Below are 20997 nucleotides of genomic sequence, written 5' to 3' on the forward strand. Positions count from 1 at the left end.
GACTCTCTATGCGCGTAGAGTCATACGGGACTCTTGCGTACGTCACGTACCGGCCGGAAGGACTCCAGGACATGGACGCCATCTCCGTCATCCGCACCAAGCGGGACCGAGGCGAGCTGACCCCCGAGCAGATCGACTGGGTCGTCGACGCGTACACCCGCGGTGAGGTCGCCGACGAGCAGATGTCCGCGCTGGCCATGGCGATCCTGCTGAACGGCATGAACCGCACCGAGATCGCCCGCTGGACCGCCGCGATGATCGCCTCCGGGGAACGCATGGACTTCGCGTCGCTCTCCCGGCCCACCACCGACAAGCACTCCACCGGCGGCGTCGGCGACAAGATCACCCTGCCGCTCGCCCCGCTGGTCGCCGCGTGCGGTGCCGCCGTGCCACAGCTCAGCGGGCGCGGCCTCGGCCACACCGGCGGCACCCTCGACAAGCTGGAGTCCATCCCTGGCTGGCGCGCCCACCTCTCGAACGAGGAGATGCTGAGCGTCCTGGACACCACCGGCGCGGTGATCTGCGCCGCCGGTGACGGGCTCGCCCCCGCCGACAAGAAGCTGTACGCCCTCCGCGACGTCACCGGCACCGTGGAGGCCATCCCGCTGATCGCCAGCTCGATCATGTCCAAGAAGATCGCCGAGGGCACCGGCGCACTCGTCCTGGACGTCAAGGTCGGCTCGGGCGCCTTCATGAAGACCCTCGACGACGCCCGCGAACTGGCCTCCACCATGGTCGCGCTGGGCACCGACAGCGGGGTGCGGACGGTCGCGCTGCTCACCGACATGGCCACCCCGCTCGGCCTGACCGCGGGCAACGCCCTGGAGGTGCGCGAGTCGGTCGAGGTGCTGGCCGGCGGCGGCCCGAAGGACGTCGTGGACCTCACCCTGGCCCTCGCCCGCGAGATGCTGGACGCGGCCGGGCTCAAGGACGCCGACCCGGAGAAGGCCCTCGCCGACGGCTCCGCGATGGACGTCTGGCGCCGGATGATCTCCGCCCAGGGTGGCGACCCGGACGCCCCGCTCCCGGTCGCCCGCGAACAGCACGTCGTAACGGCCCCGGCCACCGGCGTACTGACCCGCCTCGACGCGTACGACATCGGCGTCGCCGCCTGGCGTCTCGGCGCGGGCCGGGCCCGCAAGGAGGACCCGGTACAGGCGGGCGCGGGCGTCGAACTGCACGCCAAGCCGGGTGACACGGTCACGGCCGGACAGCCGTTGCTGACGCTGCACACCGACACCCCGGAGAAGTTCGACTACGCGCTGAACGCCCTGCCCTCCTCGTACGACATCGCCCCGGAGGGCACGGAGTTCACGCCGACGCCGGTCGTGCGCGAGCGCATCGCGTAACAGCTTCGATCGCACCGCACGCGAACGGCCCGCCGGGGCGGAGGAATCCATCCCGGCGGGCCGCTCCCATACGGTCGGCGCCTACTTGCCGAAGTAGGCGTTGTAGATCGACACCGAGGACTTGTTGCCCTGCTTGTCCGTGACATTGGCCCGGTAGGAGATCGACTTGCCCTTGGCCGGGTTCTTCACGGAGATCTTGCCCGACTTGACCGTGGTCTTCTTCCAGGTCTTACCGGCGTTGTAACTGACGTACACAGTCAGCGACTTGAGGTTCTTGCCGGCGGCCGAACCCTGCACCGTCACCGGTACCGAGGCGGTCCTGCCCGCCGTCACCTTGCCGTCCAGCGTCACGTTGGGTGTGAAGCGTACCGTGGATGCCGGGAGCTTCGCGAAGCCCGCCTTCTTGGACTTGAAGGTCCAGCTCGCGTCGATACGGCTGGACAGGGTGGCGATCCTGGCGCTGCGCCGGACCGAGGTCGTCAGCTTGTAGTCCGCCGAGGCGGTCGGAAGGATGAACGGCTCCAGCCCGAAGAGCGGATCCTGGTTCTCGGCGAACTTCTTGCCGTTGCGGTAGAGGACCGTCTTCACCGAGGTGTAGTCCATGTAGCCCTCGTGGCCCTTGCCGTCGGCGTGCAGCGGGACAAAGGCCGCCAGTTCGTTGCCCTGGCGGAGGATGCCGTTGTCCTTGGCCAGCCGCGGTCCGAAGACACCGGCGTTCACGGTCTTCGTGTATGTCTTGCCGCCGGTGAACGCCTGCTCGGCACCGAGCGAGTACATGGAATCGACGATCGGGAAGTCCTGGGCGTCGTGACCGCCGATCTGCATGAAGTCGAATCCCCACGTGGCCTTGTCGGCGGTGGAGACATAGACCGTGCGGGTGCCGGGGAGCTTCTGCTCCACCGGCATGAGGGACAGTGTCCCGCCGTCGCCGGGGAGGCTGCCCCACACGTTGATGGCACCGTTCTTACGGCTCACACCGGGCGTACCCATGGCCACCTTGACCGCGGCGAACTGCTTGGCCGTCAGCTTGCGGGTGTAGCCGGTCGAGAGCTGGGTCACCGGGCCGCCGAGCACGATGTCGTACTCGCTCGACGCACCGTTGTACCAGGTGCCCGTCCAGTGCTGGGACAGCGAGCGGTCGGTCAGCTTCGGGCCTACGTGCGCCGTGCGGAAGTTCTTCTGGTCCGGCACGGAGTAGCCGAAGCCCGCCGAGTAGTTCTTGTCCTCGATCGTGTAGTCGGTCGCGACGTAGCCGGGCTTGAGCCCCTTCACAGGCAGGGTGATGCTGACCGGCTTGGTCTTACGGGCGTCGAACGTCACCGTGGTGTTCTTGGTGACGTTCAGCTTCGGCTGGACGAACCAGTCGCCGCCCTTGTAGACAACATCCGAGCCCAGCACCTGGTCCGCGCTGAGCGAGTACAGGCCCTTGGGCACCCGCACCTTCACCGAACCGTTGGTGATCTCGGGCATGAGCCACACGTCGGCGACGGCGTCGCCGAGGCCGGAGAGATCGGCGTTCGCGTTCCTGGGTACGCCGCCGTCCCGGCCGATGGCCTTGAGCGTCACGTCGTACGACTCGATCTCGCGCTCCACCGCGGCCGTCGTGCGGACGGTCTGGCCGTCACCGGTCGCCACCACGTAGGCCGAGTACGAACCGTCCACCGTGCCACCGAGCCGGGTGTCCGCCGTCAGCGGCACGTCGGCCGTGCCGCCCGCCGGGACGGTGACCTCGTTCGCGCCCAGGGTGAAGAAACCGGCCGGGGCGGGCTTGCCCTTCGGGCCGAGACCCGTCACCGACAGGGAGAGAGTGACGTCCGTCGTTCCCAGGTTGCGGTACGTCACCTGCTTGGTGACCGGGGTGTCGTCGGTGTGCGGCCACTGCTGCACACCGAGGTTCACCGAGACGGGGTCGGCGACGACGGTCTGGGCGATCGCCCGGTCGACGGCGATCCGCCCCGAACCCTGCTCGAACGGGGTGTACGCACCCGGCTTCGTCGAGGCCGTGAGCGCCCCCTTGAGCTCGGTGTACTTCCACTCCGGGTGCTGCTGCTTGAGGAGCGCCGCCGCGCCCGCGACGTGCGGGGTCGCCATCGACGTACCGGAGATGCTCGTGTAACCGGCCGGCTTCTGGCCGTACTCCCGGTCGATGAGCGAGCCCGGCACCGCGGCTGCCGTGATGTCCACGCCCGGGGCGGTGACATCGGGCTTGATCGCGCTGTCGCCGATGCGCGGGCCGCGGCTGGAGAAGTCGGCCAGCTTGTCGTTGTCGTCGACCGCGCCGACGGTCAGTGCGGCGTCCGCACTGCCCGGCGAGCCGACCGTACCGGCGCCGAGATCGCCCTCGTTGCCCGCCGCGATGGCGAACAGGACGCCCTTGTCGGCCGACAGCTTGTTGACCGCCGCTTCGAGCGGGTCGATCTCCGGGGTGTCCAGGCCGCCGAGGCTCAGGTTGATGATGTCGGCGCCCTGAGCGGCGGCCCACTCCATGCCGGCCAGGATGCCGGAGTCGTCGCCGTAGCCCTCGTCGTCGAGCACCTTGCCCTCGATCAGCTTGGCGTCCGGCGCCACGCCCTTGAACCTTCCGCCGGACTTGGCGCCCGTACCGGCCACGATCGAGGACACATGCGTACCGTGCCCGACCCGGTCCTTCGTGTCGGACGACGTGCTGAAGTTCTTCGTCGCCAGGATCTGGCCCTTGAGGTCCGGGTGGGTGGCGTCCACCCCGGTGTCCAGGACGGCGATCTTGACGCCCTTGCCGGTGTAGCCGGCCTTCCACACGGCGGGCACGCCGATCTGCGGCACGCTCTTGTCGAGGCTCGCCTTGCGTACGCCGTCCAGCCAGACCCGGTTGATTCCCGGAGCCGTGGTGCGCTGGGGGCTGCGCTGCGGTTTGGTGGTGAGTGCATGCCAGATGTCCCCGGCATCGCGCTTGGGCGTGACCACCGACTCGGCGTTCAGGGACTTCAGCGTCCGGCTGACCGCGGTGCCGCCGGCATCCCTGACATCGGCCCGGGCGGACGAGCTCTGTGCGCCCTGGTAACCGACGATCAGCCGCAGGCCCTTCTGCTGGGACCTGCGTATCTCCGGACGGTTCAGCACAGTGACGTCGAAGAGCCTCCGGTCGAGCTTGCCCGAGCCGATCAGCCGACGCGCGTCCGACGGAATGATGAAGGTGTGACCACCGTGGTCCTGCCGCTGTACGGGTATCTGCGCACGTCCCTTCGCGGGTCGGAAGCCCACGACCCGGCCCTTGGCGTCCACCGAGACACGGTCGCCGGTGATGAGCGTCAGCTGATGGCGGGGCAGGGACTTCGCCCCCGTCGGCCGGACCTGATCCGGCTGTGCCACCGCTGGGGTGGTCATACCGGCCGCGAGCGCCACGGCGGCTGCCGTGGCGATGGTCGAAACACACGCGTTTCTCACGTGTCTGCGCAACTCTCCCCCTGGAGAATCAGGCGGCCCCCGAGGGGCCACTGGACAGTCGGTACCGACGAGATGCCGGTGCTGACCGGGTCACCTTCCTAGAGGGGGAATTGATCGAAATGGTTCACAGGAACCGTACAGATAAACGCAGTTGACGGATATTCATCGATTGTCCGTCTGCCCGAGGGGCGGGCGAGGAGCGGGCGAGAAGCGGGTGCGCGGCGGGTGGGGCAGTTCCTTGGGCGGGCGGCTGTCGATGTCCGCCGTCGCTGTCGGATCCCCCATCGCTCCACCCCTGTTGCGCTGTGACACCGCTCACCCAGCACTTCGGAAGCAGCAACAGGCCACTGACAACAGGGGCGGGAAGAGCGGAGCCGCGCACCTACCGGTCACGTTCCGGGCTTGCGCCCGTACACGTATACGTCGTCGCCGTTCTTCAGCAGATTCCAGTACGCCTTCGCGTCTGCGGGCCGCATGTTGACGCAGCCGTGCGACCCCGGCGGGTTCCACATCTTCAGGCCCACCGAGTGGAAGGCCTGCCCGCCGTCGAAGAATTGCGCGTACGGCATCGACACGTGGTAGATCGAGGAGACGTGGTTGATGTGCCGCCAGTAGATCTTCTTCGCCCCGGTGCGCGTCTCGTACGTGTCCCGCCCGGTCCGCACCGGTACGGGACCGAACTTCAGCTTGCTGCCGTCCTGGATCCAGCTCAGCTGCCGGGTCAGGTCGACGCACGCGATGCGCCCCTTGTTCGTGGGGCACTTCTTGTCCTTGTTGGGGTTCTTGCCGGCCGCCTTCTGGGCCGTCAGCGTCTTCATGGTGCGCCAGGTGACCGGTCCCGCGTAACCGATCGTGGGCGTGACGCCGTAGGTGGTCTGGAACGACCGGATCGCCTTGCAGTCGGCGGCCGACTGCCTGCCGTCGACCGGCCGGTGCAGATACTTCTCGACCTGCTTCTGGTACGGCCCGGTGGACGTCGTGCAGGACGCCGCCTGCGCTGATCCGCCGGTGCCCACGACGAGGACGGGCGCCGCCATAAGACCGGCGACGGACAGCGCGAGCGCGCGCCGCGACCCGACCCCCCGTACGTTCCCTGCGATGCTCATGTACGCCAACTCCCCTTCGCGCGCCGTGAGGTGCTTCCGTCTGCTAGACGCGCGTCGGGGAGTGGATGGTTGTGCGCCGTATGTCTCAGTTCTGTACGGATGCCACCGTGTCAGCTCTGTACGGATGCCATCGGCACGAGCCGCCGTCGCTCGGTGCGCGCGGCCCGCGAGCCGTACAGCGTGACCGAGACGACGCCGAGGACCGCGAGCAGCCCCAGTGACACGGTCCCGGCCCAGCCCCCGGCGTGGAAGGCGACCGCGCCGAGCGTGCCGCCCGCGCTGGAGCCCAGGTAGTACGCGGACTGGTACAGCGCCGACGCCTGGGCCCGGCCCTTCGTCGCCGTACGGCTCACGGACGAGGAGGCGACCGCGTGCCCGGCGAAGAATCCCGCCGTGATCAGGACCAGGCCGAGGAGTACGGCGGCCAACTGGTCGGCGAGCGACAGCAGCAGACCGGCGGCCGTCGTGGAGACGGCCAGGTACAGCGCGCCCCGTCGGCCGAGCCGGGCGACCAGCTTGCCGGCCGCGGCGGAGGAGATCGTACCGACGAGATAGACCAGGAAGATCGAACCGACGACACCCTGCGGGAGGTTGAACGGTGCCTCCACCAGGCGATAGCCGATCACCGTGTAGACCGCGCCGAACACCGTCATGAACAGCGCGCCGATCGCGTACAGCCGGCGCAGCAGCGGGTCGGCGAGGTGCCCGCCCACCGTCTTCGCGAGGGCCTTCGGGTTGAGCGAACCCGGGGTGAAGTGCCGGGCCCTGGGGATCATGAAGTGGAAGACGACCGCGCAGGCCACGGCCAGCAGCCCGACCGCGCCGAGCGCCGCCCGCCAGCCCCACAGCTGGGCGATCCAGCCGGTGAGGATACGGCCGCTCATCCCGCCGATGCTGTTGCCCGCCACGAACAGTCCGATCGCGGCGACCAGCGCCTTCGGCCGTACCTCCTCGGCCAGATACGCCATCGCGGACGCCGGGAGCCCGGCCAGTGCCGCGCCCTGGACGGCGCGCAGCGCGATCAGCCAGCCCAGCGAGGGCGCGAACGGCACGAGCAGCCCGACCAGCACGGCGACCGTCAGCGAGGCGGTCATCATCTGCCGCCGCCCGAACCGCTCGGACAGCGCACTCATCGGCAGCACACACAGCGCCAGCGCGCCCGTCGCGGCGGAGACCGTCCAGCTGGCCTGGCCGGCCGTGGCGCCGAGGGAGGCGGAGACGGCGGGCAGCAGGGCCTGGGTGGAGTAGAGGAGTGCGAATGTCGCGACACCGGCGGCGAAGAGAGCGAAGCTCATCCGGCGGTAGCCGGGGCGGCCCGGTTCGAGACGGTCCGGCGCGGCTTCGCCGGTGGTGGCAGCGGCGGCGACGGGGGACGGCTGGGGCGAGGCGGCCACGGTGAGGGTGGACGCCCCGGTACTGGCAGGAGGCATGGTTCGAAAGTAGGCCGCCCGGCTTCATGCGTCCAATGCACGAAGTGGCGATAATCAATCGCATGGTGCATGAACACAGGTCACAGCCACGGCTGTCACCGAGTAGTTACGAAGAAGACATTCGCGCCGTCCTTGCGCCGCGGCTGGCCCACTTCGAGGCGGTGGCCCGCCACGAGCACGTCACCCGTGCCGCGCACGAACTCGGCGTCCCGCAGTCGACGCTCTCGCGGTCGATGGTCCGGCTCGAACAGGACCTGGGAGTCGCCCTGTTCGCCCGCAAGGGCCGCACCGTCTCCCTCACGCCCGCGGGCCGCACCTTTCTGGGGTCCGCCGAGCGGGCCCTGGCCGAGGTCGAGAAGGCCGCCGACTCGGTACGGGCCGACGCGGACCCGGCCACCGGCAAGGTCGCCTTCGGCTTCCTGCACACCATGGGCTCCGAGACCGTGCCCGCCCTGATCCGCGCCTTCCGCGCCGACCACCCCCGGGTCCGCTTCCAGCTCGTGCAGAACTACGGCGAGGCGATGATCGAACGACTCCGGTCCGGCGGCCTCGACCTCTGCCTCACCTCACCCGTCCCGGACGCCCCCGACCTCGTCGCCCGCCGCCTCGACGAGCAGCGACTGCGCCTGGTCGTCCCCGAGGACCACCGGCTCGCCTCACGCCGCCGCATCCGCCTGGCGGAGGCCGCCGAGGAGAAGTTCGTCACCCTCGAGCCCGGGTACGGCCTGCGGCGGATCACCGACGACCTGTGCGCGGAGGCAGGCTTCACCCCCCGTGTCGCCTTCGAGGGCGAGGAGGCGGAGACCCTGCGCGGTCTGGTCGCGGCCGGCCTCGGCGTGGCCCTGCTGCCGCCGCCCGCGGTGGCCCGCCCGGGCGTCGTCGAACTCACGGTGACGGCCCCGAGGGCGGCCCGCGAGATCGGCGTCGCCTGGCTGGACGGCCACCCGGACACCCCGCCGGTGGCGGCGTTCAAGCGGTTCCTGCTGTCGCGGCGGGGACATTTGCTGCCGGACTGAGCGGGGACCGGCCGGCCGTAGCCCGGCGGACCGCGGAACGCGGTGTTCCGCGGGGGCCCGGACCGGAGACCTGGAGCCCGTTGTGATCAATCTGTGAGTCGCGGCGGCGAAGCGGCAGGAGCGCGCGGACTCCCTCGGGAAACAACGGAACAGCCATGAACGCGGCCCCTGGTGGCCCAGCCGTATCGCGCCGCGCCCCGTTCCCTCGGAGGTGCGGTCGGGTGACCGATAGCGCCCTCCTCATCCGGCGCGCAGGCTGGAGACATGGACACCATCACGCTTGGAGACGTGGAGATCACCCGCGTGGTCGAGCTGCCCGCCAGAGGCAGCGCCCGTGACTACATCTTTCCCGACGTGTCCGTCGCGCACTGGCAGGCGCACGAGAGCTGGCTCGCCCCCGTCTTCCTGGACCCGGCCGCCGACGAGGTCCGCACCATGAGCCAGACCTGGCTGATCCGCAGCGAGGGCCGGACGATCCTGATCGACACCGGCATCGGCAACGACCGGGAACGCCCGGCCATGCCGTCCTTCCACCGTCTGAACACCCACTACCTCGGTGAGCTGGCCGCGGCAGGCGTCCGCCCGCGGGACGTGGACACGGTGATCTGCACCCATGTCCACGGCGACCACGTCGGCTGGAACACCCGACTGACGGACGACGGAAAGTGGCGGCCGACCTTCCCCGACGCCCAGTACGTCATCTCGCGCGCCGACTTCGACTACTGGAACCCGGCCAACGGACACCGGACCCGCTCCGGCCCCCAGATGGCCAACGTCTTCGAGGACAGCGTCGCCCCCGTGCACCAGGCCGGGCAGACCGTGCTGTGGGAGGGCGACCACCACGACATCGGCGCCCAGCTCCGCATCGAGCCCGCCCCCGGCCATACGCCCGGCTCCTGTGTCGTATGGCTGCGGTCGGGCACCGATCGGGCGGTGTTCGCCGGGGATCTGCTGCACAGCCCGCTGCAGATCGTGGAGCCGGACGACTGTCCCGGCTTCGACGAGGACGAGCCCCGGGCACGCCACAGCCGGCGCCGGGTGCTGGGGGAGGCCGCGGACCGCGGCGCCCTGCTGTTCCCCGCACACTTTCCCGGGCCGGGCGCGGCCGAAGTGCGGCGCGCGGGCGACCGGTTCGCGGTGAAGGAGTGGGCGGCATGGCGGTGAGGAAGTTCCGCGGCATCCCGTGCACGGCCGCCCCGGCCGACGCCGCGCGGCGTCGGCCGGGGCCACGGCAGAGCCGGGCCGTCGGTGATCCGAACGCGCGCGGCGATGGCGCGGCTGCGGCACACCACGTACCGCCGGAACCGCAGGCACTCACCTGGAGACCGATATGACAACCCCGGAGCAGAACAAGGAGCTGGTGCTGAAAGCGTTCGACACCCTGTTCGAGAAGCGTGACTACGCGACCGCCGAAGAGCTCTGGTCCGAGGAATACGTCCCCGCGATACGACCTCACCATTCCCGAGGCCGTGCTCAACTCCGGTGCCGGTGCCGCCGGTCACCGGCTCCGTCCCCCTCAGTCCCGCAGCGACTTCCCGAACCCCGCCGCCAGCGGCATCCGCAGTCCCAGGGGCGGTGGTGCGGCGAGTGCGTCGGCGACCGGGCGGGCGTAGGCGCGGCCGAAGAGTGAGCCGCGGACGAAGTCCGTGGCCAGGGCCGCTACTTCGGCGCGGTGCTGGCGCAGTCCGTGGCCGTCGGAGTGGACCTCGAAGCGGCAGGTGTCGCGGTTGGCCTTCTTGGCGCGTTCGGCCAGGCGGAAGGAGAGTTCGGGGTCGGTACGGGCATCGTTCGTGCCGTGGACGAGCAGGACCTGCCGGCCGAGCAGATGCTTCACCGGTTCCGGCTCGCCCGTCGCGTTCTCGGGCAGCCAAGGGGCCATCGCCAGAACGGAGCTGACGGCCGCGTGGCCGCCCGCGTGGAGGGCGGCGCGGCCGCCCATGCCGTGGCCGGCGAGGCAGACGGGGACGTCGCCGTAGCGTCGTACGACCTCGTCCACCGCCCATCGGGCGTCCGCCGCGAGCTGCGCGTCGGTCGCGTTCCAGCCGCGGCAGCGGTAGCGCACGACATGCGCGGTGAGCCCGTCCTCCCGGCCCGCGCGGGCCAGGGTCCGGGCCAGCGGCAGCTGGAGGGCGTACGAGAGGGGGGAGGGGCGGCGGTGCGAGTCGGCCTCGCCGTCCGGGAGCAGCAGAACCACGCCGCTGACCGCAGTTGGTGCTCCGGCCGTCCTGACGGCCCGTCCCAGCCTCGCAGCAGGCAGGGGGAGTGCGCGCTGTGCCATGACAGAACAGTGTCAGAAGGAGAGGTGTACTCCACCCCTATTCGCGGTCACTGTTACGCATCGGCAAGCGACAATCTACGCGCGTAGGCGTTAGAGTGCCCAAATGATGAGCCCGACCTTCCATGTGCCCGGCCAGGATCAGATCCGGCGTGCCCCCAAGGTTCTTCTCCACGACCACCTCGACGGCGGCCTGCGCCCGGGAACGATCGTCGACCTCGCCGCCGCGAGCGGATATGGCGGACTCCCCGAGACCGAGCCCGACAAGCTCGGCATCTGGTTCCGCGAGGCCGCCGACTCCGGATCGCTGGAGCGCTACCTGGAGACGTTCGCCCACACCTGCGCCGTCATGCAGACCCGTGACGCCCTGGTCCGGGTGGCCGCCGAATGTGCCGAGGACCTGGCGGCGGACGGTGTCGTCTACGCCGAGGTGCGGTACGCCCCCGAGCAGCACCTGGAAGCCGGGCTGACCCTCGAAGAGGTCGTCGAGGCGGTCAACGAGGGCTTCCGGGAGGGCGAGCGCCGGGCCCGCCTGGACGGCCACCGCATCCGGATGGGCGCCCTCCTCACCGCGATGCGGCACGCCGCCCGGTCCCTGGAGATCGCCGAACTCGCCAACCGCTACCGCGACCAGGGCGTCGTCGGCTTCGACATCGCGGGCGCGGAGGCGGGCTTCCCGCCCACCCGCCACCTCGACGCGTTCGAGTACCTCAAGCGCGAGAACAACCACTTCACCATCCACGCGGGCGAGGCGTTCGGTCTGCCGTCGATCTGGCAGGCCATCCAGTGGTGCGGCGCCGACCGGCTCGGCCACGGCGTCCGCATCATCGACGACATCGAGGTCGCCGAGGACGGCTCCGTGACGCTCGGCCGGCTCGCCTCCTACGTACGGGACAAGCGCATCCCGCTGGAGCTGTGCCCGACCTCGAACCTTCAGACCGGCGCCGCCGCCTCCTACGCCGAGCACCCCATCGGGCTGCTGCGGAGGCTGCATTTCCGGGTCACCGTCAATACGGACAACCGGCTGATGAGCGGTACGAGCATGAGCCAGGAATTCGAGAAGCTGACCGAGACCTTCGGATACACGCTCGACGACATGCAGTGGTTCACCGTCAATGCGATGAAGTCGGCATTCATTCCTTTCGATGAACGTCTGGCGATGATCAACGACGTGATCAAGCCCGGATACGCCGAGCTGAAGTCCGAGTGGCTCTTCGAGCAGACCGCTACGACCAGCATTTCTTCCCCTTCTGCGGGCTGATCGGCACGCGTTCGGTAAGCGGCCGGGACGGCGGATTCCCGGCCGTTTCCCGTATCCGGCAGGTTTGCGGGACGGGCAGGGGGCTGACTACGTTTCAGGCCCCCCACATTCCTCTCCCCAAGGATGAATTTCACATGAAGCAGTCTGCTGTCAGGACTCTCGGCGTCGCCGCTGTCGGTGCCGCATTCGCCGCTGCCGCCGCGGGTACCGCCTCCGCCGCCGTGCTGCCGGCCGACGCCGCGACCACCGCCCTGCCGGCCGCCGGTTCGGCGCTGGAGACCGCGACCCGGTCCCTGCCGGTCCAGGACACGGCCACCAAGCTCCTCGGCGCCGGCCGGCAGAAGCTCGTCGGCGACGCCGCCACCCCGGTCAGGGGTCTGCTCGGCGGCCTGCCCGCGGGCGGCATGCAGACCGGCGGCCTGACGGCCAACGGTCTCCCGCTCGGCGGCTGACCCACGCCCCGGGGACGTTCCCCGTGCACACGCCTGTGGGCGGACACCCGGACCGGGTTGCCCGCCCACAGGCGTGTGGTGCGTACGCGGGTCACCAGGAGGTGGACGCCGTCTTCTCGGCCGGGAACAGCACCCACAGCACCAGGTAGAGCAGGCACTGCGGCCCCGGCAGCAGGCAGGAGACCAGGAAGATGATGCGCATGGTTCCCGCGGAGGTGCCGAAGCGCCGTGCCAGCGCTGCGCACACTCCGCCGATCATGCGTCCGTCACGGGGGCGGGCAAGTGCGGCCATGGTGGGCTCCTTCGCGAACCGTTGCTGTGGGAGCAGCTCCGTCGTGCTCCCGACGCATCCCATGGTCACCCGACGAACAGGGGCAAAGCGTCGCTCTACGGTGCGATGCCGACCCTGGGAATCGTCGGGGTCGACCCCTGGGACGCCTCGTCCCCGGGGTGGGGCAGCACCCTGATCCGCTGCTGCTTCCTGCGGCGCAGCCGCGCCCGGCACAGGGGTACGACCAGCAGGTGGGCGAGCGCCACGCCGGTGGTGTTCAGGAGCAGTGAGTCGACGTCGACGACCTGTCCCGGAACGCCGGTCTGCCCCAGTTCGATCGCCAGCGAGATCAGCGCCCCCGCCGCGACGGTACGGGCCAGCGAGGCCCACGGGGAGACGAACAGCCGGCCTCCGGCCATCGGCAGCAGTACGCCCAGCGGGGCGAGCAGCAGCAGCCCCTCACCGATGTGGCGGGCGGCCTCGACCGGGCCGAGGGACAGGTCCGCTCTGATGCCGGCGAGCGGATGAAGGTTCGAGGCGGTCGTCCACGGCACGTCGAGGGGGCGCAGCGTCAGCCACCCGACAAACAGCAGATGCGCGAGGAGGAGAAGGACCCCGGCCGCGCGGAAGCGGATGACAGTCTGACTGCCCGAACCATGACGCACGCACCCCAAGACGCGCCCGGCGGCAGGATCGGTTCCGCCCGGCCGGAACCAAGCCGGACCCCGGACGGAGCCCCGGGATGGAACCCGGCCCGGCTTGGCTTGGCAGCCCGGGTCAGGCCCCCGTACCCGTCCCCGTCACCGTCCCCATGCCCGTACCCGTACCCATACCCGTACCCGTTACGGTCCCCGGCGTCGGTACCGTCTTCGGCCTGGTCTTCGTCTCCGTGGTGCACAGATATCCGTGCGGCCGGTAGCTCCCCGGCCCGCCCAGCACCACCCTGCCGTCCGGGGCGAGCGTCCCGCTCTCCGCGTACGTGCACACGATCTGTGCCAGCGCCTCGGCCGGCAGGTCCTCCGGCTGTTCGCTGAGCCGCAGCGTGCCCCGGGGGTCGCCGCCGCGGGCCGCGCTGACCTGCAGGGTCGCCGGAACGGTGGTGGAGAACCCGGCCTGCCGCTCATCGGCGGGCGGCTTCTGCTCCAGCTCGTCGAGGAGGGCCTGCGCGATCCGGACCCGGTCCGCCTTCGCCTCGTCGACCTGGATCGTACGGTCCACCGTGACCAGCTGCGAGGAGCAGACCAGATAGATCTGTACGGGGACGCCCTGGAGCGTCTGGGGCGCGACGTCCGCCTCGGACATGGAGCACGGCACCTGCGACGGCGCGGCCCCTGCGTCCACCGGTACGGACGTGGTCCTGATCCCGCAGCCCGCGGCCAGCACGGCCACGGTCACGGCACCGGCCAGCGTCACGGCCGCACGGCACCCCCGGCGATTGCTGCCCCTCACGTCGCGTCTCCCTCCTCGTCCTGGACCCCCGCGTCGGTATCCCCGGCGCTCCCGGCCCCTCCCGCGGAACCGGTGAGCGGCTCGGCATCGCGCGGCAGCCGCAGGACGAACACCGCGCCGTCGCCGTCCGGCGAGTTCACGGCCGTGATGTCACCGCCGTGGATGTGCGCGTTCTCCATGGCGATCGACAGACCGAGCCCGCTGCCCTCGGAGCGCGGGCGGGAGGCGCTGGCCTTGTAGAACCGGTCGAAGACGTGCGGCAGGACGTCCTCGGGGATACCGGGGCCGTGGTCACGGACCTCGATGACGAGTTCGTCGCCCTCGGTCCGTACCGCGACCCGTACCGGCGAACCGCCGTGCTTGAGCGCGTTGCCGATCAGGTTCGCCAGGATCACGTCCAGCCGGCGCGGGTCGAGGCGGACCATCATGCCGCGCTCGGCGTCCAGGTCCACCGCGTCCAGCCAGGCGCGGGCGTCGATGCAGGCGGTGACCTGGTCGGCGACGTCGACGGTGTCGAGGACGAGCCGGGCCGTACCCGCGTCGAAGCGGGTGACCTCCATCAGGTTCTCCACCAGGTCGTTGAGCCGCCGGGTCTCGCTCACCACCAGCCGCACCGCGGGCGCGATCATCGGGTCCAGGCTGTCCGCCTCGTCCTCCAGCACCTCGGTGACGGCGGTCAACGCGGTGAGCGGGGTGCGCAGCTCATGCGACATGTCGGCGACGAACCGCCGGCTCGCCTCGTCCCGCGCGCTCATGTCCGCGACCTTCTTCTCCAGCGAACTGGCGGTCCTGTTGAACGTACGGGAGAGATCGGCCAGCTCATCGGTGCCGGACACCACGAGCCGGGTGTCGAGCTTTCCCTCGCCGAGCTTGCGGGCGGCGTCACCGAGCCGCTGCACGGGCCGCAGCACGGTCGTCGCCGCGGCCTGCGCGAGCAGTGCCGAGCCGATCAGGGCGAGCCCGGTGGCGATCCCCAGCGACCAGGCCAGGGAGTTCAGATCCTGCCGCTCCTGGTCCAGGGACTTCAGCATGTAGCCGGTCGGGCCACCGCCGATGATCTTCGTACCGCCCACCAGGTACGGCTTGCCGCGGATGCTGACCCGCTGCCAGAACAGGTGGTACTCGTACTTGTTGCCCGCCTCGATCGGATGCTTCTCGTTGACGGCCTTCTGCAGCGACAGCGGCACGTTGTCGAGCGTGAAGGTGTCCAGATCGGAGTTGCCGACGATCGGCTTGCCGGTGTCGCGCTCGTCGACGAGCAGAACGCTGTAGCCGGGGGAACTGCTCGCCATCTGCGCGGCGGTGTTCTGCAGATCGTCCTTGGTGGGCCGCAGCGGCAGCGACGCGGCCCGGCTCTGCATCTCCTGCCGGAAGTCCCCGAGCGCCGAGTCCTGGGTACGCGTCAGTACGGCCTCGCGGTTCAGCCAGTACGCGATCCCCGAGGCGGACACCGCGGCGGTCAGCGCCACCAGCGCGAACACGACGACGAGACGCAGTCGCAGACTCGTCCAGCGGAGCCCGGTGAGCAGGCTCCGCCTGGTGGCATCGCTCACTGAGGAGAATCCAGCCGGTAGCCCACACCCCGAACGGTACGGATCAGGGTCGGCGAGGACGGCACGTCCTCCACCTTGGCGCGCAGCCGCTGCACACAGGCGTCCACGAGCCGGGAGTCGCCGAGGTAGTCGTGCTCCCAGACCAGCCGCAGCAGTTGCTGCCGCGACAGGGCCTGGCCCGGCCGGCGGCTCAGTTCCAGCAGTAGCCGCAGCTCCGTCGGTGTGAGCTGCAGATCCTCGCCGTTCTTGGTCACGGTCATCGCGGAACGGTCGATCACCACGTTCCCGAAGGACGCGGAGTCGGTGGACTCGCGCTCACCGCGGCGCAGCACCGCCCGGATACGGGCGTCGAGCACCCGGCCCTGCACGGGTTTCACCACATAGTCGTCGGCACCGGACTCCAGCCCGACGACGACGTCGATGTCATCACTGCGCGCCGTCAGCAGGATGATCGGCAGCTGGTCGGTGCGCCGGATGCGACGGCACACCTCGAAACCGTCGATGCCGGGCAGCATCACATCCAGGACGATCAGGTCGGGTCGCTGCTCACGCAGCAGTTTCAGGCCGTCCTCTCCCGTCGCCGCGGTGGCCACACGGTGGCCCTGACGTGACAGCGAGAGTTCGAGGGCCGTGCGGATGGCGTCGTCGTCCTCGATCAGCAACAGGAAAGGCACGCTGGCCATTCTGGCCCATGCGGGAGCCCCAGTTCGACAGTTGGGGGCGACTCATACATCCCGCGCCCCTCCGGCGCACCGACGGCAGGCCCTGTGACAGGCCTGTGACAGTCGGGGGACAGCCCCATGAAACTGTCCCGGCAAGCTCATTGGCACAAGGACGGACGGACTCCACCGATGGGGGGCGCGAGATGAACGCGATTCAGAGCACCACCGCGAGCGCAGTTGTCACGCGTCTCCACGATGTCGGCCGGAGCTCCGAGAAGTCCGGCGTCGGGGGGCGGGGGTGCGTTCGAGGCGCCGGGCGTCAGCACACGTCGTACATGACGGTGGTCGACGCGCCTGTGGGGGCCAACGGGGGATCCGCGTACGGGGAGGTCATAGGGGAGCGGAAGGCCCCGGCACAGTCCGAGGACGCCGAAACGGCGTTCACGGCCTACGTCCGGGAGCGCCGCGCCTCCCTGTACGCAACCGCCTACCACCTGACCGGTGACCGGTTCGAGGCCGAGGACCTGCTGCAGAGCGCCCTCTTCTCGACGTACCGGGCATGGGACCGGATCAGCGACAAGGCGGCGGTCGGCGGCTATCTGCGCCGCACCATGACCAACCTGCACATCAGCGCCTGGCGCAGGCGCAAGCTCAACGAGTACCCGACCGAGGAGCTGCCGGAGACGGCGGGCGACACGGACGCGATGCGCGGCACGGAACTGCGCGCCGTGCTCTGGCAGGCGCTGGCGCGGCTGCCGGAACTCCAGCGCACGATGCTGGTCCTGCGGTACTACGAGGGCCGCACCGATCCGGAGATCGCGGCCATCCTCGACATCAGTGTCGGCACGGTGAAGTCCAGCATCTGGCGGTCGCTCCGTCGGCTGCGCGACGACGAGGTCCTCAGCTTCGGCCGTGACCAGGAGGAGTCCTTCGGCGAGCTGGTGGCCTGAAGGGGCGGGGGGATACGGGGGAACACGGGGCCGCTGCTTCGGGGGAGGCGGCGGAACACGGGGGAATGCTGCGGGGCCGGACGGGCCGGGGGGGCCTGTCCGGCCCCGTCGCCGTGTGGCCCGGTCCCTTCGGCGCCCCGCGTACGCCTTCGCTATGCCGTCCCCCGCGCCGCCGGTGCCTGGCGGCAGCGTCCCGCCGCCGCGGCGGCCAGTCGGCCCAGGGCCTCCTCCTTGCCGCACGGATGCGCGCCCAGTGCCGCCTGCCGTGCCACGATCCGCCGCTCCGCGCGCATCAGCCGCCACCCCCGCCGCAGCAGGAACGGCACCGACTTGCGGCCCTCCCGCAGATCCCGCAGCAGCCGGCGGCGGAAGGTCGTCGTCGGACGGCCGCGCAGGCACAGCGCGTCGGCGAGTACGCCCAGCTCCTGGCACCGCTCGACTATGTCCGCCGCGAAGATCCCCTCGGCCACGAACAGCGGTGTGCGGTCGATGTGGAGGGCCTCCCGGTCCACCCGGGAGCTCGTGGTGATGTCGTACACCGGGACGTTCGTACGGCCGGTGCGGCACAGCTCCGTGATCGCGGCCACCGCCGCGTCGGCGTCCCAGGACTGTGCGGAGTCCCAGTCGATGTCCGTACTTCCGGGAACGAGCGGCAGCGTGGGGTCGTCGCCCTCCTTGTAGAAGTCGTCCAGGCGCAGCACCGGCAGATCGGTGCGGGCGGCGAGGGACGACTTGCCGGAGCCGGAGGGGCCCGCGAGCAGCACGACGCGGGTCAGGAGCAGTTGGGAATTCACAGGACACGAGTGTGAGGCATTGACCCGCGCAGGGGATCCCCCGGAGGTCGGGTTGGTATCGAGCATCACACCTCAACTACTCTACGCACTCAAGCGATTACTCGATCGGCTCTGATCAGGTGGGAACTCCATGGCACGTCACGCACTTTCCAGGTCCCGGCGCCGCACTCTGCTGCGGGCAGGTCTGACCATCACCGCGGTGGGCGCCGCACTCGGCGCGGGAGGTGTGGCGGCCCAGGCGGCGCCGCTGCCCCTCGTGCCGACCACGGGCGCCGACACCGGCCTCGGCGACGCGGGTGAGGCGGCCACCGGCGCGGTGACCGGGGGGCTCGGGCACTCGCTCCACAACGGCATCGCACCGGTGACGCATCTGCAGCTGGACCCGCTGGCCGGTACGGGCACGGACCCGCTGAACAACACGGTGGGGACGCAGATCGCCGACTTCAAGCCGCTCTCCACGGCCGCCGTCACCGACCCGGTCACCAGAGGCGGAGCGCTGAAGGACCTGCCGGTGGTGGGGCAGGTCACACAACTGCTGCACGGCTGAGACGGACGCGGACGCGGCCCGCTCCTCGGGGAATCCGGAGAAGCGGGCCGCGTCCGTGCGGGCGGGCCCGGCCGGCCCTCGCGCGGACCGTACGTACGCCGTCGCGCGGATCAGTACGAGGAGTCGGTAGGAGGCGTCAGTACGAGGACCCCGAGACGCCGAGCGCGCCCGTCGGGTGCCAGACCGTCTTCGTCTCCAGGAAGGCCGTCAGGCGGTTGGTGCCCGGGTCGGCCGACCAGTCGGAGGCGCCGTCGCCCCGGTGAACCCGCTTCAGGTTGTCCGCCGCCGCGATCTCCAGCTCCTTCGCGAGTGCGGCGTCCGCCCCCGTGAGGTCGATGGCGTTCACGTCCTGGTGGGACGCGAGCGGTGCCGCGATCTCCGCCGTCCTCCCGGACAGGATGTTCACCACGCCGCCCGGCAGGTCGGAGGTGGCCAGCACCTCGCCCAGGGACAGGGCCGGCAGCGGGGCGTCCGCCGAAGCGATGACGACCGCCGTGTTGCCGGTCGCGATCACCGGGGCGATCACCGAGACCAGGCCCAGGAACGACGACTCCTGGGGCGCCAGGACCGCGACCACACCGGTCGGTTCGGGCGTGGACAGGTTGAAGAACGGGCCCGCGACCGGATTCGCCCCGCCCACGACCTGGCCGATCTTGTCGGTCCAGCCCGCGTACCAGACCCAGCGGTCGATCGCCGCGTCCACCAGGGCCGCGGCCTTGGACTTGGACAGGCCCTCCGCGTCGGCCACTTCCCGGACGAACTGGTCCTTGCGGCCCTCCAGCATCTCCGCGACGCGGTAGAGGACCTGGCCCCGGTTGTACGCGGTCGCGCCCGACCAGCCACCGAACGCCTTGCGCGCGGCCACGACCGCGTCCCGCGCGTCCTTGCGGGAGGACCGGGGGGCGTTCGCCAGCCACTTGCCCTTGGAGTCGGTCACCTCGTACACCCGGCCGCTCTCGGAGCGGGGGAACTTGCCCCCGACGTACAGCTTGTAGGTCTTGAAGACGCTCAGACGGTTATCGGACATCGAGGTACGCCTCCAGGCCGTGACGGCCGCCTTCGCGGCCGAAGCCCGACTCCTTGTAGCCGCCGAAGGGCGAGGTCGGGTCGAACTTGTTGAACGTGTTGGCCCAGACGACGCCCGCCCGGAGCTTGTTCGCCACCGCGAGGATGCGGGAGCCCTTCTCCGTCCAGATGCCGGCCGAGAGGCCGTACTGGCTGTTGTTGGCCTTGGCGACCGCCTCGTCGGGCGTGCGGAACGACAGCACCGACAGCACCGGGCCGAAGATCTCGTCGCGGGCGATGGTGTGCGCCTGGGTGACGTTCGTGAACAGCGTCGGGGCGAACCAGTAGCCGGAGGACGGGAGTTCGCAGGGGGCGGACCAGCGTTCGGCGCCCTCCGCCTCGCCGGTCTCGGCGAGCGCGGTGATCCGGGCGAGCTGCTCCGCGGAGTTGATCGCGCCGATGTCGGTGTTCTTGTCGAGCGGGTCGCCGAGCCGGAGCGTGGACAGCCGGCGCTTCAGGGCGTCCAGCAGCTCGTCCTGGATCGACTCCTGCACGAGCAGGCGCGAACCCGCGCAGCAGACCTGGCCCTGGTTGAAGAAGATGCCGGTGACGATGCCCTCGACGGCCTGGTCGATGGGGGCGTCGTCGAAGACGATGTTGGCGCCCTTGCCGCCCAGTTCCAGGGTGACCTTCTTGTCCGTGCCTGCGACCTGGCGGGCGATGGCCTTGCCGACCGCGGTCGAGCCGGTGAAGGCGATCTTGTTCACGTCCGGGTGCTCGACGAGGGCGGCGCCCGCGTCCCCGTACCCGGTGAGGATGTTCACGACCCCCTTGGGCAGGCCCGCCTGGCGGCAGATGTCCGCGAAGAACAGCGCGGAGAGCGGGGTCGTCTCGGCGGGCTTGAGGACCACCGTGTTGCCGGTGGCGAGCGCCGGGGCGATCTTCCACGCGAGCATGAGGAGCGGGAAGTTCCAGGGAATGATCTGGCCCGCGACGCCGAGGGGGCGGGGGTTCGCGCCGTAGCCGGCGTGGTCGAGCTTGTCGGCCCAGCCCGCGTAGTAGAAGAAGTGCGCCGCGACCAGGGGGAGGTCCGCGTCGCGGGTCTCCTTGATCGGCTTGCCGTTGTCGAGGGTTTCGAGAACGGCTAGCTCGCGGCTGCGCTCCTGGATGATCCGGGCGATCCGGAAGAGGTACTTGGCACGCTCGGAGCCGGGCAGCGCCGACCACTTCTCGAACGCCTTGCGGGCCGCCTGCACGGCCCGGTCGACGTCCGCGGCACCGGCCTGCGCGACCTCGGAGAGCACCTCCTCGGTACTCGGCGAGACCGTCTTGAAGACCTTGCCGTCGGCCGCGTCGGTGAACTCACCGTCGATGAACAGGCCGTACGAGGGTGCGATGTCGACGACCGCGCGCGGCTCGGGCGCGGGTGCGTACTCGAATGCAGATGCCATGGG

General features: G+C 70.4%; 19 protein-coding genes. 7 read left to right on the forward strand and 12 right to left on the reverse strand.

The features are described from left to right. The first annotated feature begins 71 nt into the window (after positions 1 to 71). Entirely contained in the window at positions 72 to 1349 is a 1278-nt protein-coding gene (locus tag OG936_RS21935; protein WP_406496820.1) for a thymidine phosphorylase, read from the forward strand. Positions 1350 to 1430: 81 nt separating this feature from the next. Here the strand turns inward: OG936_RS21935 and OG936_RS21940 are convergent, their stop codons facing one another. The 3 genes from OG936_RS21940 to OG936_RS21950 all read right to left on the reverse strand — a co-directional run bounded on the left by OG936_RS21940 (position 1431) and on the right by OG936_RS21950 (position 7308). After that, positions 1431 to 4712 (reverse strand): S8 family peptidase, encoded by a 3282-nt coding sequence (locus OG936_RS21940; protein WP_406500552.1) that lies wholly within the window; start codon positions 4710 to 4712, stop codon positions 1431 to 1433. 449 nt (positions 4713 to 5161) lie between these two features. After that, positions 5162 to 5878 (reverse strand): L,D-transpeptidase family protein, encoded by a 717-nt coding sequence (locus OG936_RS21945; protein WP_406496821.1) that lies wholly within the window; start codon positions 5876 to 5878, stop codon positions 5162 to 5164. Between the two features lie 110 nt (positions 5879 to 5988). Further along, positions 5989 to 7308 (reverse strand): MFS transporter, encoded by a 1320-nt coding sequence (locus tag OG936_RS21950; protein WP_406496823.1) that lies wholly within the window; start codon positions 7306 to 7308, stop codon positions 5989 to 5991. Positions 7309 to 7370: 62 nt separating this feature from the next. Here OG936_RS21950 and OG936_RS21955 point away from each other — a divergent pair, with 62 nt between their 5' ends. Further along, the gene (locus OG936_RS21955) at positions 7371 to 8324 is read left to right on the forward strand and encodes a LysR family transcriptional regulator (RefSeq protein WP_266748117.1); all 954 of its coding nucleotides are present in this window, start codon (positions 7371 to 7373) and stop codon (positions 8322 to 8324) included. A gap of 264 nt (positions 8325 to 8588) precedes the next feature. After that, positions 8589 to 9488, forward strand: coding sequence for an MBL fold metallo-hydrolase (locus OG936_RS21960; protein WP_406496825.1), 900 nt, complete (start codon positions 8589 to 8591; stop codon positions 9486 to 9488). A gap of 352 nt (positions 9489 to 9840) precedes the next feature. On the opposite strand, the gene OG936_RS21965 is transcribed toward OG936_RS21960, so the two are convergent. After that, a complete protein-coding gene (locus OG936_RS21965) occupies positions 9841 to 10602 on the reverse strand; it encodes an alpha/beta hydrolase (RefSeq protein ID WP_406496827.1) in 762 nt (253 codons plus the stop codon). Between the two features lie 103 nt (positions 10603 to 10705). On the opposite strand from OG936_RS21965, the gene OG936_RS21970 reads away from it, so the two are divergent. After that, positions 10706 to 11860, forward strand: coding sequence for an adenosine deaminase (locus tag OG936_RS21970; RefSeq protein WP_406496828.1), 1155 nt, complete (start codon positions 10706 to 10708; stop codon positions 11858 to 11860). Between the two features lie 134 nt (positions 11861 to 11994). Further along, positions 11995 to 12312: a hypothetical protein gene (locus OG936_RS21975; RefSeq protein ID WP_406496830.1), complete on the forward strand. Its 318-nt coding sequence runs from the start codon at positions 11995 to 11997 to the stop codon at positions 12310 to 12312. Between the two features lie 91 nt (positions 12313 to 12403). Here the strand turns inward: OG936_RS21975 and OG936_RS21980 are convergent, their stop codons facing one another. The 5 genes from OG936_RS21980 to afsQ1 form a co-directional block, all read right to left on the reverse strand. Then, positions 12404 to 12604, reverse strand: a complete 201-nt coding sequence (locus tag OG936_RS21980; RefSeq protein ID WP_406496832.1) for a PspC domain-containing protein — start codon at positions 12602 to 12604, stop codon at positions 12404 to 12406. A gap of 95 nt (positions 12605 to 12699) precedes the next feature. After that, positions 12700 to 13248, reverse strand: coding sequence for a VanZ family protein (locus tag OG936_RS21985; protein WP_406496834.1), 549 nt, complete (start codon positions 13246 to 13248; stop codon positions 12700 to 12702). A gap of 112 nt (positions 13249 to 13360) precedes the next feature. Beyond that, positions 13361 to 14032 (reverse strand): hypothetical protein, encoded by a 672-nt coding sequence (locus OG936_RS21990; RefSeq protein WP_406496836.1) that lies wholly within the window; start codon positions 14030 to 14032, stop codon positions 13361 to 13363. Continuing rightward, complete coding sequence (locus OG936_RS21995; RefSeq protein ID WP_406496837.1) at positions 14029 to 15585, reverse strand: ATP-binding protein; 1557 nt, start codon at positions 15583 to 15585, stop codon at positions 14029 to 14031. Before OG936_RS21995 ends, OG936_RS21990 begins: the two co-directional genes overlap by 4 nt. Beyond that, positions 15582 to 16259 carry a two-component system response regulator AfsQ1 gene (gene afsQ1 / locus OG936_RS22000; protein WP_176729344.1) on the reverse strand — a complete coding sequence of 226 codons (678 nt, stop codon included), beginning with the start codon at positions 16257 to 16259 and terminating at the stop codon, positions 15582 to 15584. The genes OG936_RS21995 and afsQ1 overlap by 4 nt, the downstream gene beginning before the upstream one ends. 191 nt (positions 16260 to 16450) lie before the next feature. On the opposite strand from afsQ1, the gene OG936_RS22005 reads away from it, so the two are divergent. Continuing rightward, complete coding sequence (locus OG936_RS22005; RefSeq protein WP_406496839.1) at positions 16451 to 17197, forward strand: SigE family RNA polymerase sigma factor; 747 nt, start codon at positions 16451 to 16453, stop codon at positions 17195 to 17197. Positions 17198 to 17349: 152 nt separating this feature from the next. On the opposite strand, the gene OG936_RS22010 is transcribed toward OG936_RS22005, so the two are convergent. Next, positions 17350 to 18057: a uridine kinase gene (locus OG936_RS22010; protein ID WP_406496841.1), complete on the reverse strand. Its 708-nt coding sequence runs from the start codon at positions 18055 to 18057 to the stop codon at positions 17350 to 17352. A 64-nt stretch (positions 18058 to 18121) separates the two neighbouring features. Here OG936_RS22010 and OG936_RS22015 point away from each other — a divergent pair, with 64 nt between their 5' ends. Further along, on the forward strand, positions 18122 to 18538 hold the full coding sequence (locus tag OG936_RS22015; protein WP_406496842.1) for a hypothetical protein: 417 nt from the start codon (positions 18122 to 18124) through the stop codon (positions 18536 to 18538). A 136-nt stretch (positions 18539 to 18674) separates the two neighbouring features. Here the strand turns inward: OG936_RS22015 and OG936_RS22020 are convergent, their stop codons facing one another. Together OG936_RS22020 and OG936_RS22025 are read right to left on the reverse strand one after the other, a co-directional pair. Next, positions 18675 to 19565 (reverse strand): aldehyde dehydrogenase family protein, encoded by an 891-nt coding sequence (locus tag OG936_RS22020; RefSeq protein ID WP_406496844.1) that lies wholly within the window; start codon positions 19563 to 19565, stop codon positions 18675 to 18677. Continuing rightward, positions 19555 to 20994: an aldehyde dehydrogenase family protein gene (locus OG936_RS22025; protein WP_406496846.1), complete on the reverse strand. Its 1440-nt coding sequence runs from the start codon at positions 20992 to 20994 to the stop codon at positions 19555 to 19557. Before OG936_RS22025 ends, OG936_RS22020 begins: the two co-directional genes overlap by 11 nt. Positions 20995 to 20997 lie beyond the last annotated feature (3 nt).

It is taken from the genome of Streptomyces sp. NBC_00846 (assembly GCF_045207325.1).
Lineage (GTDB): Bacteria > Actinomycetota > Actinomycetes > Streptomycetales > Streptomycetaceae > Streptomyces.